Origin of the sequence: Brachybacterium fresconis (genome assembly GCF_017876515.1) — a bacterium.
GTDB lineage: Bacteria > Actinomycetota > Actinomycetes > Actinomycetales > Dermabacteraceae > Brachybacterium > Brachybacterium fresconis.
The window spans coordinates 2320375-2334801 of record NZ_JAGIOC010000001.1 but is presented as its reverse complement, the minus strand read 5'-3'; the positions used below and the strand labels follow the sequence as shown (position 1 = coordinate 2334801).

Annotated in this window: 13 protein-coding genes; 4 read left to right on the top strand and 9 right to left on the bottom strand. The window is 71.6% G+C overall.

Annotated elements, in window-relative coordinates; translation table 11 throughout:
- Positions 1 to 44: 44 nt before the first annotated feature.
- From JOF44_RS10510 to JOF44_RS10490, 5 genes are all read right to left on the bottom strand, one after another.
- Entirely contained in the window at positions 45 to 2381 is a 2337-nt protein-coding gene (locus tag JOF44_RS10510) for a glycosyl hydrolase family 95 catalytic domain-containing protein (RefSeq protein WP_209890725.1), read from the bottom strand.
- Positions 2378 to 2947: a hypothetical protein gene (locus JOF44_RS10505; RefSeq protein ID WP_209890722.1), complete on the bottom strand. Its 570-nt coding sequence runs from the start codon at positions 2945 to 2947 to the stop codon at positions 2378 to 2380. Before JOF44_RS10505 ends, JOF44_RS10510 begins: the two co-directional genes overlap by 4 nt.
- 67 nt (positions 2948 to 3014) lie before the next feature.
- Positions 3015 to 3974, bottom strand: coding sequence for a carbohydrate ABC transporter permease (locus tag JOF44_RS10500; RefSeq protein WP_209890720.1), 960 nt, complete (start codon positions 3972 to 3974; stop codon positions 3015 to 3017).
- Positions 3967 to 4914, bottom strand: a complete 948-nt coding sequence (locus JOF44_RS10495; protein ID WP_209890717.1) for a carbohydrate ABC transporter permease — start codon at positions 4912 to 4914, stop codon at positions 3967 to 3969. Before JOF44_RS10495 ends, JOF44_RS10500 begins: the two co-directional genes overlap by 8 nt.
- A 94-nt stretch (positions 4915 to 5008) precedes the next feature.
- Positions 5009 to 6274 (bottom strand): ABC transporter substrate-binding protein, encoded by a 1266-nt coding sequence (locus JOF44_RS10490; protein WP_209890714.1) that lies wholly within the window; start codon positions 6272 to 6274, stop codon positions 5009 to 5011.
- 494 nt (positions 6275 to 6768) lie between these two features.
- Between JOF44_RS10490 and JOF44_RS10485 the strand changes: the two genes are divergently transcribed.
- The 4 genes from JOF44_RS10485 (at position 6769) to JOF44_RS10470 (ending at position 10513) form a co-directional block, all read left to right on the top strand.
- Positions 6769 to 7932, top strand: a complete 1164-nt coding sequence (locus JOF44_RS10485) for a Gfo/Idh/MocA family protein (RefSeq protein ID WP_209890711.1) — start codon at positions 6769 to 6771, stop codon at positions 7930 to 7932.
- Positions 7929 to 9269 (top strand): DUF993 family protein, encoded by a 1341-nt coding sequence (locus tag JOF44_RS10480; protein ID WP_209890708.1) that lies wholly within the window; start codon positions 7929 to 7931, stop codon positions 9267 to 9269. Before JOF44_RS10485 ends, JOF44_RS10480 begins: the two co-directional genes overlap by 4 nt.
- Positions 9266 to 10132, top strand: coding sequence for a sugar phosphate isomerase/epimerase family protein (locus JOF44_RS10475; RefSeq protein WP_209890705.1), 867 nt, complete (start codon positions 9266 to 9268; stop codon positions 10130 to 10132). The genes JOF44_RS10480 and JOF44_RS10475 overlap by 4 nt, the downstream gene beginning before the upstream one ends.
- A 240-nt stretch (positions 10133 to 10372) precedes the next feature.
- A complete protein-coding gene (locus JOF44_RS10470) occupies positions 10373 to 10513 on the top strand; it encodes a hypothetical protein (RefSeq protein ID WP_209890702.1) in 141 nt (46 codons plus the stop codon).
- Here the strand turns inward: JOF44_RS10470 and JOF44_RS10465 are convergent.
- From JOF44_RS10465 to JOF44_RS10450, 4 genes are all read right to left on the bottom strand, one after another.
- Positions 10495 to 11241: a siderophore-interacting protein gene (locus JOF44_RS10465; protein WP_209890699.1), complete on the bottom strand. Its 747-nt coding sequence runs from the start codon at positions 11239 to 11241 to the stop codon at positions 10495 to 10497. The two genes, JOF44_RS10470 and JOF44_RS10465, sit on opposite strands and share 19 nt — an antisense overlap.
- Positions 11242 to 11356: 115 nt before the next feature.
- Complete coding sequence (locus JOF44_RS10460; protein WP_209890696.1) at positions 11357 to 12460, bottom strand: LacI family DNA-binding transcriptional regulator; 1104 nt, start codon at positions 12458 to 12460, stop codon at positions 11357 to 11359.
- Between the two features lie 163 nt (positions 12461 to 12623).
- Positions 12624 to 13616, bottom strand: a complete 993-nt coding sequence (locus tag JOF44_RS10455) for a hydroxyacid dehydrogenase (RefSeq protein ID WP_209890694.1) — start codon at positions 13614 to 13616, stop codon at positions 12624 to 12626.
- Complete coding sequence (locus JOF44_RS10450; RefSeq protein WP_209890691.1) at positions 13613 to 14395, bottom strand: sugar phosphate isomerase/epimerase family protein; 783 nt, start codon at positions 14393 to 14395, stop codon at positions 13613 to 13615. The genes JOF44_RS10455 and JOF44_RS10450 overlap by 4 nt, the downstream gene beginning before the upstream one ends.
- Positions 14396 to 14427: the final 32 nt, after the last annotated feature.

The following is a 14427-nucleotide window of genomic DNA, read 5'->3' as shown; positions in this document are numbered from 1 at the left end:
CGTCGGTCGACGGGCGCCCGGGCTCAGCGGCGCCCGTGGGGCTCTCAGCGCTCGGCCGCTGTCATCGGTCGCTGCGCGGAGGCGGGCGGTCCCGCGAGCTCGACCTCCACCGCCTGCTCGTCGGTGAGCTCGACGACGGTCGTGCGCTGCGCGCACCGCACGTGATGGACTCCCCGGGCACCGGGTCCCAGCGCCCGTAGACGCACCGCGGTCACCACCCCATCGGTCCAGCTCATGTCCACGGCGATCCCGGGCCGGGCCCGCAACCCGCGCACGGACCCGTCGGCCATGATCGGCGGCAGCGCGGGCAGCAGCTCGATCTCCTCGCGATGGCTCTGGAGCAGACATTCGGCGAGCGCGGCGACGATGCCGAGGTTCCCGTCGATCTGGAACGGCGGATGGGCGGAGAACAGGTTCGGGTACAGCCCGCTGCGCTCGGAGCCGTCGGCCCGCTCGGCAGGGCGCAGGAACAGCTCGAGCAGGTCCTGGACCTTGTCGGGTCGGTGCAGTCGCGCCCACAGCGCGGTCTTCCACACCAGCGACCAGCCGGTGGCCTCGTCGCCGCGGCCGTCGAGAGAGGCGGCCGCGGCCCGTTCCAGTTCCGCGCTGACCTCTTGGGTGCCGGGGTAGAGGAATCCGAGGTGGGAGACATGGCGGTGGGTCGGCTCGACCTCGGCCAGAGCATCGGCATGCCACTCGAGCACCCGCCCGTCGGCCCCGATGCGGGGCTCCGGGACCAGGGCGAGCGCGGCGACGGCGCGGGAGACCACCGGATCCTCCAGGCGCCCCAGCAGCTCGGCGTCGGCGACGACGGCCTCGAGCACCTCGCGCAGCAGCCAGCGATCCATCCCGGCACCCTCGCTGAGCGCGACGGTCTGCCCGTCCGAGGCGATCCACTCGTTCTCCGGCGAGGTGGAGGGGAAGGTGACCAGGTGCCCGTCGGCGCTCTCGTGCAGCAGGTCCAGGGCGAAGGCCGCCGCGGAGCGACGAGCGGGGAAGCGGCGGGCGGCGATCGTGGCGGCGTCCTCCCCGCTGAAGGCGGCCAGGGAGTCGAGCTCCCGCTCCAGCCACAGCCCGCCCATCGGCCAGGTCGCCCACTTCGGGTCGCCGTCGACCGGATCGGAGTATCCCCAGGGGTCGGAGTTGTGGTGGACGGTCCACCCGTCGGCCCCGTAGAGCCGCCGGGCGGTCTCCTGCCCGACCTCGCGCAGCATCGCCGTGTACTTCTCGAGCGCCGCGGCGGCGGCGGGGACGTGGGCGACGCCGGCGGCCCAGTGATTCATCTCGAGATTGATGTTGACCGTGTAGTTGGAGTTCCAGGGAGCGCTCACCTGCGCGTTCCAGATGCCCTGCAGCGTCGCGGGCGGCAGACCCGGACGTGAGGAGGAGGCGAGCAGGTAACGCCCGTAGGCGAAGCAGGTGGCCAGCAGCGCGGAGTCCTCCGCCCCGTCCAGGGTGAGGGCGACCTCGTGCGCACCGGGCAGCGGCTGGGCGAGGTGGCGACGGTGCAGCTCGTCCTCGCCGTGGGCCAGCGCCGCCTCGGCCTGCCGCCTCGCCTCCGCCAGGGCGTCGGCCACCGGTCGGTCCGGCTGCGCGCCGAATCCTCGCCAGGTGGTGACCAGGGCGCACACCACCAGCGCGCGATCGCCCTCGTGGCGGCTGCGCACGACGACGGCGATGCGACCGGGCCCCTCCTCGTTCCAGGCCATCGGGGCGCCCTGGTGCGAGGGCGGGGCGTCCGACGGGGCCCGCAGCACCACCGCGAGCTGACCCGACGCCGTCCTCCGATGCTCCTCGACCTGCGGTGAATCCAGCTCGACCTCGATCGCGGAATCCCCGGCCAGCGGGAACGCGTGGACGAGGACGTCGTCCGCGGTGCTGACGAAGCTGAGCTGCTCACCGGCCGGGGTGCGCACCCGGTGCTCGGCCCGGGCCAGGTCGAGCACGCGCTCGGCGGCATCCCCGGCGGTGCCGCCGGCGCCGCTCGTGCCGATGTCGGCCGAGTCGGCGCCGCCCGTGTCCGCTCGCGCGCCGACGCCCTCGACGCTCGCACCGCCCGTGACGATCAGGTCTCCGACCGGCTGATACGCCTGCGACCAGGCGGCCCCGAGCCCCTCGAGCATCTGCTGCGCCCGCGCGACCTGCCCGGCCTCGAACTGCTCGCGGGCCCGTGCCAGGATCTGCGAGGCCTCCTCCCGCGAGGTGCGGCGGTCCCGGGTGGCGGTGGGGGAGCCGGACCAGAAGGTGGACTCGTTCAGGCCGAAGCGGGCGCGGACGGGATCGCCCCACGCCATCGCCCCGATCCGCCCATTGCCCAGCGGCAGGGCCTCGAGCCAGCGGGTGGCGGCACCGGGACGGCGCAGCAGGGTCGGGTCCGTCATGCGGGAAGACCTTTCGACGGCGTCCAGAAGCGGGCGAGGACGTGCGGAGGAAGACTGACGCCGATCGCGATGGTGAGCGGGGCGAGCAGCCACAGCGGTGCCAGCGCCACGATCATCGCAGGCGCCAGCAGCGCCCGCCCAGGACGTCTCAGCACCAGGGTGATCGCGGCACGGACCACGTCCCGCCGACCTGCGTCGATCCCCTGCGACGCCGCCGCGACGACATAGGCGCTCAGCACCGAGACGGCCACCCACAGCGGGGGCAGCGCCATGCCCACCAGCAGCACCCGGGTGCCGCCCTCGACCAGCAGGGTCAGGATCGCGATGTCCCCGGCCAGCAGGATGATCACGGCCCACAGCACGAGCGATGCCGGCCCGTCCCGGCGCAGCAGGCGCACCGAGGCGGTCAGCGTTTCGCAGAACGCCCGGTCGCCGTGCTCGGGAAGATCGGTGGTGGTCCGGGTCGTCGCCACCAGCGCCGGCACCGTGCCCAGCACGGTGGGGATCATCAGCAGCGCCGCCCAGTTCGCGGCGAAGAAGGCCGCCGGCATCGCCAGGAAGCGCACGATCGCGTGGGGATGCTCGTCGGAGCCGGCTCGCCGGGGCCGCTGCGCCGCGCGGAGAGGACCGGGATCACTTGATGCCGGAGCTGACGAAACCATTGACGAAGTACCTCTGGAAGATCGCGAACAGGATGATCATGGGAACGGCCGCCACGGTGGTGCCGGCCATCAGCAGGTGGAAGTCGGTCCCGGCCTCCTGACGGAACACCGACAGGCCCAGCTGGATGACGCGCAGCCCCTCCGAGGAGGTCACCAGCAGCGGCCACAGGAAATTGTTCCAGCCCTGCTCGAAGCTGAGCAGCGCGACCGTGAGCAGCCCCGGCTTGATCAGCGGCGTGACGATCCGGGCGAAGATGCCGAGCTCGCTCACCCCGTCCAGCCGCGCCGCCTCGATCAGCTCCGTCGGGGTCGCGACGTAGAACTGGCGCAGCAGGAAGATGTTGAAGGCGCTGATGGCACCCGGCACGATCAGGCCCCACCAGGTGTCGATCCAGCCGCTGCCTCCCTGGCCGAGTGCGTTGTTGCCGCCGAAGAACGGCATGAACCGCACCATGAGGAACTGCGGGATGACGGTCGCGTAGAAGGGGACCATCATCGAGGCGAGGATGCCTCCGAAGATCCACGGGGCCGCCTTGAACCGCATCTTCGCCAGCGAATAGCCGCAGGCGGCGCCGATGGTCACCGAGGCGGCGGTCTGCGCGAGCGCCAGCAGGAAGCTGTTGCGGGCGTAGATCGCGAAGGGTGCCTGCGCCATCGCCTCGGCATAGTTGCCCCACTCCCAGGTCTTCGGCAGCAGGGACATCTCCGTGCTCGCCAGCTCCTCGGGGGAGCGGACGGACGTCAGGAACATCCACAGGAAGGGGGCGGCCATCAGCAGCGACACGATCGCCAGACCGATGGTGGTGAGGATGCGGACGGTGCGCTTGCGAGCACGGTGTCCGCCGCGGGGACGGTCCCGGTCCGACGGGCGGGCGGTGCGGGGCGCGGGGCCCCCGGGGCCGCTCTGCGGCTCCACGGCGAGGTCAGTCATTGTCGGTCCCTCCGACGAGCTTGCGGGAGATGATCGTCAGCAGCACGAGGATCAGCAGCAGCACGACGGACTGCGCCGTGGCCAGGCCCATGCGGAACTGCTGGAACGCGGTCTGGTAGATCTCGTAGGTGACCACGGTGGTCGAGTTGGCCGGTCCGCCCGAGGTCAGGTTGTAGATCAGATCGAAGGTCTGGAAGTTGGCGATGATCGAGGTGACCAGCACGAAGAAGGTGGCGGGCTTGAGCATCGGCACCGTGATCCGGAAGAACTTCTGGACCGGGCCGGCGCCGTCGATCTCTGCGGCCTCGTACAGCTCCTGCGGGATCCCCTGGAGCGAGGCCAGGTAGATGAGCATCTTCAGGCCGATGCCCTGCCAGATCGTCACGACGATGACGGCCGGCAGCGCCAGGCTCGCGTCGGTCAGCCAGGCCTGCTGCGGGAGCCCGAGCGCGGACAGCGCCATGTTCGCCAGGCCGTTGCCGGTCGGCGCGTAGATCCACAGCCAGATCATGGCCACGGCCACGGTGGCGGTCACGTGCGGCAGGAACACCAGGGTGCGGAACAGTCCTTCGCCACGCAGGCCCCGGTTCAGCAGCGTGGCGAGCACCAGGGCGGCGAGCATCGAGATCGGGATCCCGACCACGGCGATGATCAGGTTGTTCAGGATCCCCTTCCAGAAGATCGTGTCACCGAGCAGCTCGATGTAGTTCGCGATCCCGATGAACCCGGGTCGCTCGATCATGTCGTAATCGGTGAAGCTGAAGATGAAGGCGGCCAGCACCGGGAAACCGGTCCAGATCAGCACGTGCAGACCGGCCGGGGCCGCCAGCAGCAGTCCCCAGCGGGATTCGGTGCGACGGGGACCGGAGCGTCCGCGGCGGGGTTGCGGGGACGCTGCCTGAGAGTTCGTCGTCGGGGGACGGGAGCGGACGGCTGTCATGGGTCCTCCAGGAGGGAGCGGTCGGGACAGGGAGGTCGGGGAGGGGAGGGGCCGAGGGCGCGGTATCGCGGCGGGCGATCACCGCGGTCCCGGCTCAGATGCGCCGCAGGGCGTCCTCGGAGAGCCGCTTGAGCTCGGCGATGGTCTCGGCAGGGCTCTGGGCGCCGGTGACGGCGGCCTCGACCTGGGGGCCGACCTGATCGCGGATCTCCATCCACGCGGGACTGCCGCCCTCGGCGCCGCCGGCGTAGTCGAGGTTCTCCAGGACGTACTCGGAGAAGCGGTTGCGGCTGAGGACCTCGTCCTCGGGCAGGTCCGTGACGCCCGGGGCGCGCCCGCCGTGCCGGGAGGCGGCGATCAGCGGGGTGGGGGTCAGCGAGTGCGCGAGATAGGCCCGGGCGAGATCGGGCCGCTCCGTCGTCCCGGAGATGCTGATCAACGTGCCGCCCTGGAACATGACAGGGTCCCCGCCGGAGGCCGCCGGGAGCAGGAACATCCCCATGTTCTCCTCGGTGACCAGCTCCGGTGTCTGCTCTGCGACGGTGGGCCACACGGCGTTGTTCAGCAGCTCCATCGCGACCCGGCCCTGCTGGATCGGTCGGGGCTGGCCCTGGGCCCAGCGCAGCCCGAACTCGGTCGAGCCGTCCTCGATCAGATGGATCATGAACTCGATGGCGGCTTCGCCGGTGCCGTCGTCGAAGGTGACCTGGGTGCCGTCCTCGGAGAACAGCTTCCCGCCGTAGGCGGCCATGAGATGGATCCAGGTCTGGCGGATGTTGTTAGAGAACAGGTCGATCGGCACGGCGTCGCCGCCCTGGAGCTCCTTGCCCATCGCCCGGAAATCCTCCAGGGTCGTGGGCGTCTCGGAGATGCCGTGCTCCTCGAGCATCTCCCGGCGATAGGCGAAGAAGCGGCCCTCCATCTGGTACGGCAGCGCGAACAGGCGATCGTCGTAGCGGCAGGAGTCCAGGATCCGCTCATGGACGGCGAGTCCGTCGAGGGTGCTCTCGGGCAGCTCGCCGAAGATGCCCTTCTCGGCGAAGGGCGGGGTCCAGCCGACGCCGGACATGATCACGTCCGGCACCAGACCGCCGGCGAAGGCGGTGGAGAGCTTCTCGTTGAGCTTGTCCCAGGGGGTGTAGTCCACCGAGATGCCCAGTCCCGGATGCTGCTCCTGGAACGAGGCGCCGATGACGCCCTCGAGGGCCTCCTTGCCGGCGGCGTCCTCGAACAGCGGCGTCAGGATGGACAGCTCGTTGGCCTCGGACGTGCCGAGGCCGCTGTAGCCGCAGGCGCCGAGGGCCGAGGTCAGCCCGGCGGCTCCGGCGGCGCTCAGCAGGCCGCGTCGTGTCAGTCTCACGGTGGTCCCTTCATCGGGTCTGGTCGGGCCGGCGGCCTCGGAGGAGCCTGTCCCGTGGGGGCGTCCTCGAGTGGTCATCGGCGTGTGAGCGCGGCGGTCGGCCCTGGATGAGCGGGCGCGGCCGACGCGCGAGGGTGCAGATCCGGACCCGCGGCCGCTGGGTGTCGCGGACCTGACAGGTGGACGTCCTGGTCACCGCGGGGTGTGCGGCGATGCTCCGGTGCATGTCCCGGACGTTTGGTAAGGGCATTCCTACGGGGTGTGCGACCTGGATCACCAGAGGTTGCAGGCTGTTGCAGTCACGGCCGACCAGCGGTCGGCGTGTCGACGGGGGTGACTTGAAACTCGCGCCCCTCCATGGTCTACTGATTCGAAGGAAAGCGGTTACCGTCGGCACCTCCTGGAAAAGAGTCGCCGATGCGATGGACCGCGGCCCCACTGTCAGCCCCGCCGGATCCTCGACGATCACGGCCGGAATCGAGGAGCACCCCCGCATGGCCACACGCAGGATCGGGATCATCGTCAACGGCGCCACCGGGCGCATGGGCTACCGCCAGCACCTGGTGCGCTCGCTGCTGGCGATCCAGGAGCAGGGCGGCGTCGAACTCGCGGACGGCGACCGGCTGCTGCCCGATCTGCTGCTGGTGGGCCGCAACGAGGAGAAGCTGGCGGCTGTGGCCGCGCGCCACGGGCTGAGCAGCTGGACCACCGACGTCGACGCCGCGCTGGCCGACCCCGACTACGAGGTCTACTTCGACGCGCTGGTGACCAACCTGCGGGTCGCGAACCTCAAGAAGGCCATCGCCGCCGGCAAGGCGATCTACACCGAGAAGCCCACCGCGGAGACCTTCGCCGACGCCCTCGAACTGGCTCGCCTGGCGAAGAACGCCGGCACCGTCAACGGAGTCGTCCACGACAAGCTCTACCTGCCCGGCCTGCTCAAGCTGCGCCGCCTGATCGACTCCGGATTCTTCGGGGAGATCCTCTCCGTGCGCGGCGAGTTCGGCTACTGGGTCTACGAAGGGGACTGGCAGAGCGCCCAGCGCCCCTCCTGGAACTACCGCGCCGAGGACGGCGGCGGCATCGTCGCGGACATGTTCCCGCACTGGAACTACGTCATCGAGGAGCTGTTCGGGCGCATCGAGGACGTCTACGCCCAGACCGCCACCCACATCGGACAGCGCTGGGACGAGACGGGCCGGCAGTACACCGCCACCGCCGACGACGCCGCCTACGGCATCTTCCGTCTCGAGGGCGGGACCGTGGTGCAGATGAACTCCAGCTGGGACGTGCGCGTCCACCGCGACGAGCTGGTCGAGTTCCAGGTCGACGGCACGCAGGGCTCCGCCGTCGTCGGCCTGCACAGTGCCCGCATCCAGCCGCGCGAGGCGACCCCCAAGCCGGTGTGGAACCCCGACGTCAAGGATCCGCACGACTACTACGCCGACTGGATCGAGGTGCCCGACAACGCCGGGCCCGACGGCTTCGACAACGGCTTCAAGGTGCAGTGGGAGGATTTCCTGCGCCATCTCGCCGAAGGTCGCCAGTACCCCTACGACTTCCTCTCCGGTGCCCGCGGCGTGCGGCTGGCCGAGACCGGCCTGGCCAGCGCCGCCGACGGCCGCCGCATCGCCCTCGACCCCCTGACGGAGGTATGAGCACCATGGCACTGCCGCTGACCCTGCTGGATACGGACGGCGCCCTGCGCACGATCGAGCTCGGCGACACCGCCGCGTTCGCTCCGCCGACGACCCCGCTGCGCTCCCGCGTCGTCTTCGCTGCTGTGCACGTGGTCTCCGACGCGCACGGGGACAACACCCCCGGTGCCCCGGCCGAGATCGACTGGGAGGCGACTCTCGCCTTCCGCCGCACCATGTGGTCCCGCGGCCTGGGCGTGGCGGACGCGATGGACACCGCCCAGCGCAACATGGGCCTGGACCCCGCCGCGACCCGCGAGCTGATCTCCCGCACCGCCGACGCCGCCCGCGCGGCGCTCGCCGACCCGCAGATCGCCGCTGTCTTCCCCGCCGGGTCGCAGGTGCGCGACCTCGTGGTCGCCGGCGTCTCCACCGACCAGCGCAGCGAGCACGAGCTCAGCCTGGACGAGATCGTGGAGGCCTACGTCGAGCAGTTGCGCGCCACCGAGTCCACCGGCGCGGGCGCCGTGCTGATGGCCAGCCGCCATCTCGCCCGGGTCGCCACCTCGGCGTCCGAGTACGAGGAGGTCTATCGCCGCGTGCTGGACGCCGCCGCCGAGCCCGTCGTGCTGCACTGGCTGGGCACCGCCTTCGACCCCCAGCTGGAGGGCTATTTCGGGGACGCCGACACCAGCGTCGCGGCGCAGACCCTGCTGCGGATCATCGAGGCCGACCCCGCGAAGATCCGCGGCGTGAAGATGAGCCTGCTGGACGCCGAGGCGGAGATCGCCGTCCGCGAGAAGCTCCCGGCCGGGGTGCGGATGTTCACCGGCGACGACTTCCACTTCTCCCATCTCATCGTGGGGGACGGCACCGCCACCCCCGAGCCCGGTGCGGAGCAGGTGCCCGGCGAGTACTCCGACGCCCTGCTCGGCGCCTTCGCCGCCACCGCCCCCGCCGCCTCCGCCGCGATCCAGGCCCTCGACCGCGGCGACCCCGACGAGGCGCGACGCATCCTCGACGCCGCCGAGGAGCTGGGCCGGCACGTCTTCTCCGCCCCCACCTTCCACTACAAGACCGGCGTCGCCTTCCTGTCCTGGCTGAACGGCCACCAGCAGGCGTTCACGATGGTGGGCGGCATGCACTCCGCACGCAGCCTGCCCCATCTCTCGCGCACCATCGAGCTCGCCGCCACCACCGGCAACCTCGAGGACCCGGCCCTGGCCGCCGAGCGCTGGCACGCGATGCTCCGCCTGGCCGGCTACGACGTGGGATCCGACGCCGGCGCTGGCCGCCTCGGAGCCGCCGATGTGGTCGACGAGCCCGCATCCGCCCTCGCCACAGGAGCCCGCCCATGAACACCCCGCCCTCCCAGCAGCTGGGCCACGGCACCCCGCGCCTGTCCCTGAACCGCTGGACCTTGCGCACCACCTCGATCCAGGAGTTCCTCGAGACCGCCGCCTCCCATGGGATCGACGCCGTCGGCCTGTGGCGCCAGGACGTCGAGGAGGTCGGGCTGAACGCGCTGCGACGCCGGGTCGACGACGCCGGACTGCGCATGAGCAGCCTGTGCCGCGGTGGCTTCCTCACCGCCGCCGACGAGACCGCCCGCGCCGCGTCCCTCGAGGGCAACCGCCGCGCGATCGACGAGGCCGCCGCGCTCGGCGCCCCCACGCTGGTGATGGTCGTCGGCGGGATCACGCCGGAGGACAAGGACATCGCCGCCGCCCGGGCCCGGGTCGCCGAGAACATCGCGACGCTCGCCCCCTCCGCGGAAGCGGCCGGCGTCACGCTCGCCCTGGAGCCGATGCACCCGATGTTCACCGCGGACCGCGCCGTGATCGCCACCCTGGACCAGGCCCTCGACATCGCCGAGTCCACGGGCAGCGATTCCGTCGGCGTGGTCGTGGACACCTACCACGTGTGGTGGGACCCGGCGCTTCCGCAGGCCATCGCCCGCGCCGGGAGGACCGGGCGCCTGCTGAGCTACCAGGTCTGCGACTGGAACCTGCCGCTGGCCGCTGAGCCGCTGTTCTCCCGCGGCTACATGGGCGACGGCTACATCGACTTCCCGTCGATCACGCGCATGGTCACGGCGGCCGGGTACACCGGGGATATCGAGGTCGAGATCTTCAATCAGGACGTCTGGGCCACCCCGGCCGACGAGGCGACCGGCATCGTCACGGAGCGGTACCAGCAGCTGGTGCTCCCTGACCTGTGATGCGTCGCTGAAGCCCGTCCAGCAACAGGTCGATGCCGACCAGGAGATCGGTGCGCTCGAGCACGGCCGCAGCTGCACCACCTTCGAGTACGCCGGCGTCGAGCTCGCCGGGGACGAGTTGATCCTGATCGCGACGATGGAGACCACACCGCGGGAGCTGGCGGAGATCCCGGGCGGGCGGGAGCAACTCGAGGCGCTGCTGGGTGACCCCCGTTGTTCCAGGGCCCGGAGATGCGTGCAATGGGCGAGCAGATCCCTCTGGGTCGCTTCATCGGTCTGGCCGGCCTGCCGTGGGAGCAGATCCAGCAGCTGCTGGACCATGTCGACGGCCCCTGGGCAATCGGTGCCCGTCGGCGCTGCGCTCAGCGCCGCTTCCAGTAGGCCAGGGAGTGGACGGACTCCTTCGGCACCCCCAGCTGCTTGCGCAGGGCGGAGGAGAGGCGTCGCGTGGGCGTTCCCTCGAGGGCCACGAAGAACCGCGTTCCGGCCGGAGCGACCTGGGCCTCCTCGAGCGCGACCTCGCAGACCTCCTGATCCGGCGCGAGCCAGTGCACAGCGGCGTTCTCGCGCTCCGGCAGCGCCATGATCTGCGGGCCTTCGCCGTGATGCTGCTCGAGGAGGACGGTCGCAGGGATGTCGGGGCACCGTCGCAGCGTGTCCGCGATGGCGGGATAGGAGGCGCCGTCGCCGATCATCAGCAGGTGGGCGGGGGAGTCCTCGACCGGGTTCTTCCCGCTCAGCACCGTCGCATCGATCTCATCGTCGATCCGGGCGTCGCGCGCCCAATCGGAGGCGACCCCTTCGTGCAGGAAGAATTCCAGCCAGGCCGTCCCGGTCCCCGGATCCGGAGCGACCAGGGTGTACGCGCGCTGGTGACCCTTGCCGGTCGGGGTCGTGAACCACAGGCGCAACCAGTACGTGGGGTAAACCTCGGCCCGGGCGAGGAGCCCGTCGACGTCCACCTCCAGGCGCAGGAAGTTCTCGGCGACCTCGTCCCGGGCGAGGACGCGCAACCGCAGGTCCCGGCCGCCCCAGGCCGTGATGATCGCGCCGTTCAGGCCGCGCTTGGGGGCGCTGGTGCGCAGGTGGCCGGTCGTCTCCGCGGTCATCGACCTCTCCGATCCGTGAGTGAGGTGAGGCTCACCTTAATGGATGGGGCGTCGCGTCGACAGGGAGCGGCACGTCTGCTCCCCGGGCATCGGACGCGGCCGGGACCAGGCGTCGTCAGGAGGAGACGGCCAGGGCCGTCGACTCGCGCAGCAGCACGTCGCCGCGCACGTGCACCTCGGTCGCCTCGGTGCTGCTCGAGCTCTCCGGGGCGGGGGCGGCGCTCGTGCTCAACGGGCCCTCGGGCGCGTCCTGGCCCGGCTGCTCCAGCACCCACTCGACGGCCTGCCGCGCCATCTCGTGCAGGGGCAGGGCGATCGTGGTCAGCGTCGGGTTCGCATCCTCCGCGTCGGGCACGCCGCCGAAGCCGGCGACGGACACCTGGCCGGGCACATCGATGCCCAGGCGGCGCAGCTCGCCGAGCGCCCCGAGGGCCATGACGTCGGCCGGGGCGAAGACGCACAGCGGCTGGGAGCCCTCGCCCGGGGCGTCGGCGAGGTGCGCCCGGATCGTCCGGGCCAGCTCATAGCCGCCGTCGCGGGTGAGGCCCGCCTCGACATCGAGCTCCGGCTCGATGCCGGCCTCGGTCAGCGCGGCGATGAAACCGCCGGTGCGATCCGCCGCCGAGGGGATCCCGGAGATGCCCTGGACCACCGCGAAGCGCCGGTGGCCGCCCACGACCAGCGCGGTGGCGAGCTCATGGGCGGCCGCGGCGTTGTCGGGGACGATCGTGCGACCGACGCCGACGGACTGTCCCATGCCCACCACGCGCCCGCCGTTGCGGGCGAATCCCTCCAGCATCGCGCTGATCGAGGCGTCGGAGTCGTGGCCGTAGCGGTGCGAGCCCACCAGCACCAGCGCGTCGACCTGCTGGGCGATCAGGGAGCGCAGCGCCCGGATCTCGGTGTCGATCTCGCGGTCGGTCTGGGTGAGCAGCACCTGGGACTGGGAGGCGAACACCTGCTGCTGGACCTCGCGGGCGATGGTCGCGAAGTAGGGGTCGGCGATGTCGTGGACCACCAGTCCGATGAGGCCCGATCGCGAGCGGGCCAGGGCCTGCGCCTGGGCGTTGGGGACATAGCCCAGCTTGAGCGCGGCGGCCTCCACCTTCTCGGCGACGGCCTTGCCGGGCACGCGGCTGGAGCCGTTGAGCACGCGGGAGGCGGTGGCCAGGGAGACCCCGGCGTCGTGGGCGACGTCGCTGAGACGGACGGCGGGCATCGAGGCTCCTCCAGCTGGGGATGACGGTCGGATCGGGAGCGGGGAAACGCTGTCCCGACGTGAGTCAGCATAACGAGGCGGGAGCGATCTGCACCGGGAATCACGGCCTCGGGCTGCGTGAGCTTGCTTCCTTCGGTGCGGGTGGCGCCGAGTTGGGCGAGGGTCAGGCCTCCATGCCCCGTCGGCCCGGATCGACGGGGAAGCGCGGCGGCTCGCCGACCGCGAGGCGGCGCACCTCCTCCAAGGCATGTTCGCCCATGCGGTGCAGCTCGTTGCCCTGGGAGCCGGCGATGTGCGGCGTGATCGACACGTTCTCCAGGCCCCAGATCGGATCGTCCTCGGGCAGGTCGTCGTGCACGTCCAGCACCGCGGCGAGCCGGCCGGAGACCAGCTCCTCGCGCAGGGCGTCGAGGTCGACGAGGGCGGGACGGGCGGTGTTGACGAAGGTGGTGCCGTCCCGCATCCGCGCCAGCAGCTCCCGGCTGACCATGCCCCGGGTCGAGGGGGCGTCGGGGGCGTGGAGGCTGACCACATCGCTGCGCGCGTACAGCTCCTCCGGCTCCACCGCCGACGCGCCGAGTTCCGCGATCTGGTCCGCGCTCGCGAAGGGGTCGGTGATCAGCACCTCGAGGTCGAAGCGCTGCAGGTGCTCGGCCACCAGGGTCCCGATCCGGGAGGCGCCGATGAGACCGACGACTCCGCCGTAGTTGCCGATCTCCGGGGCTGCGGCCGCGCCGGGGTGGACCTGATGGTCGCCGCGGTAGCGCGCCTCCCGGGCCAGGGAGCGCTTCCCGGCCAGCAGGATGTGGGCGAGGGTGAACTCCGCGACCGGCACGGCGTTGGCCTCGGTCGACGAGGTCACGACGATGTCGCCTTGCTCCCAGACCGCCTCGGAGACCACGAAGCGCACGGTGCCGGCGGTGTGGACGACCGCCCGCAGCCGCGGCATCCGCGCCAGTGCGGCGGCGTCGACGCGGGGTGCACCCCAGCCGGTGATCAGCACCTCGACGTCGGCGAGCTCCCGGTCGGTCGCGGCCGCGATGTCGGGGACGGGGTGGTCGGTGTCGATCTCGACCAGCTTCGCCAGGCGGGCGAGCTGGGCGGCATCGAACATCCGGCCCGGCAGACCCTCGGGCATCGCCAGCAGTGCCTTCATCGGGCGTTCTCCTGGCCGGCGGCGATCAGGCCGCGCAGGGTCTCGGCCTCGCGGGGCAGCACGGCGGGGTCGTCCTCGGGGATGAATTCGAGCAGAGCGTCGCGGTCCGATCCCTCGGCGGCGAGCACTGCGAAGACCTCGCGCCACAGCTCGGTGCGCTCGGCGAGCGGATGGCGCTGGTGATTCGGCCACCAGGAGAAGACGTGGATCGTCGATGTGTACGGCAGCACCCGGCGCAGGGTCTCGATCGCCGCGGGGGCGGTCATGTCCTGGTGCGGCTGCCAGTAGCTGCTCACGTTCTCGCGACCCACCTCTTCGAGCAGATCCAGGGTCGAGCTGATCTCGTCGGTGAGCGTGCCGCCGTGGAACTCCAGGCCGACGTCGAGATCGTGCTCCCCGGCGCGATCGGAGAACTCACGGATCCGGCCGACGATCCGGGCCCGCTGCTGCGCAGTGACGTCGGCGGAGCCGCTGCGGCCGGCCCACACCCGGATCCGCGGTGCCCCGAGCGCCCGCGCGGCGACGAGCACCGCCTCGGCCTGACCGGCGAACTCCTCGTCGGATCCCTCGAAGCCCAGGTAGGAGCCGTAGGAGGCGACGGCGAGCCCCGCCCGCTCGGTCAAGGCGCGGGCACGCTCGGCGGCCACCGTGTCCCCGGGCGGGACGTGGGCGTCGCCGGCCCATTCGATGCAGGCGAGCCCGGCATCGGCGGCGAGGTCGACGACGCGCTCGACCTCGAGCCCGCGGAAGGTGACGGAGCAGAGTCCGGGACGGAGCATGGAGCCTCCTGGTGTCGGTACGGTGAACCGAG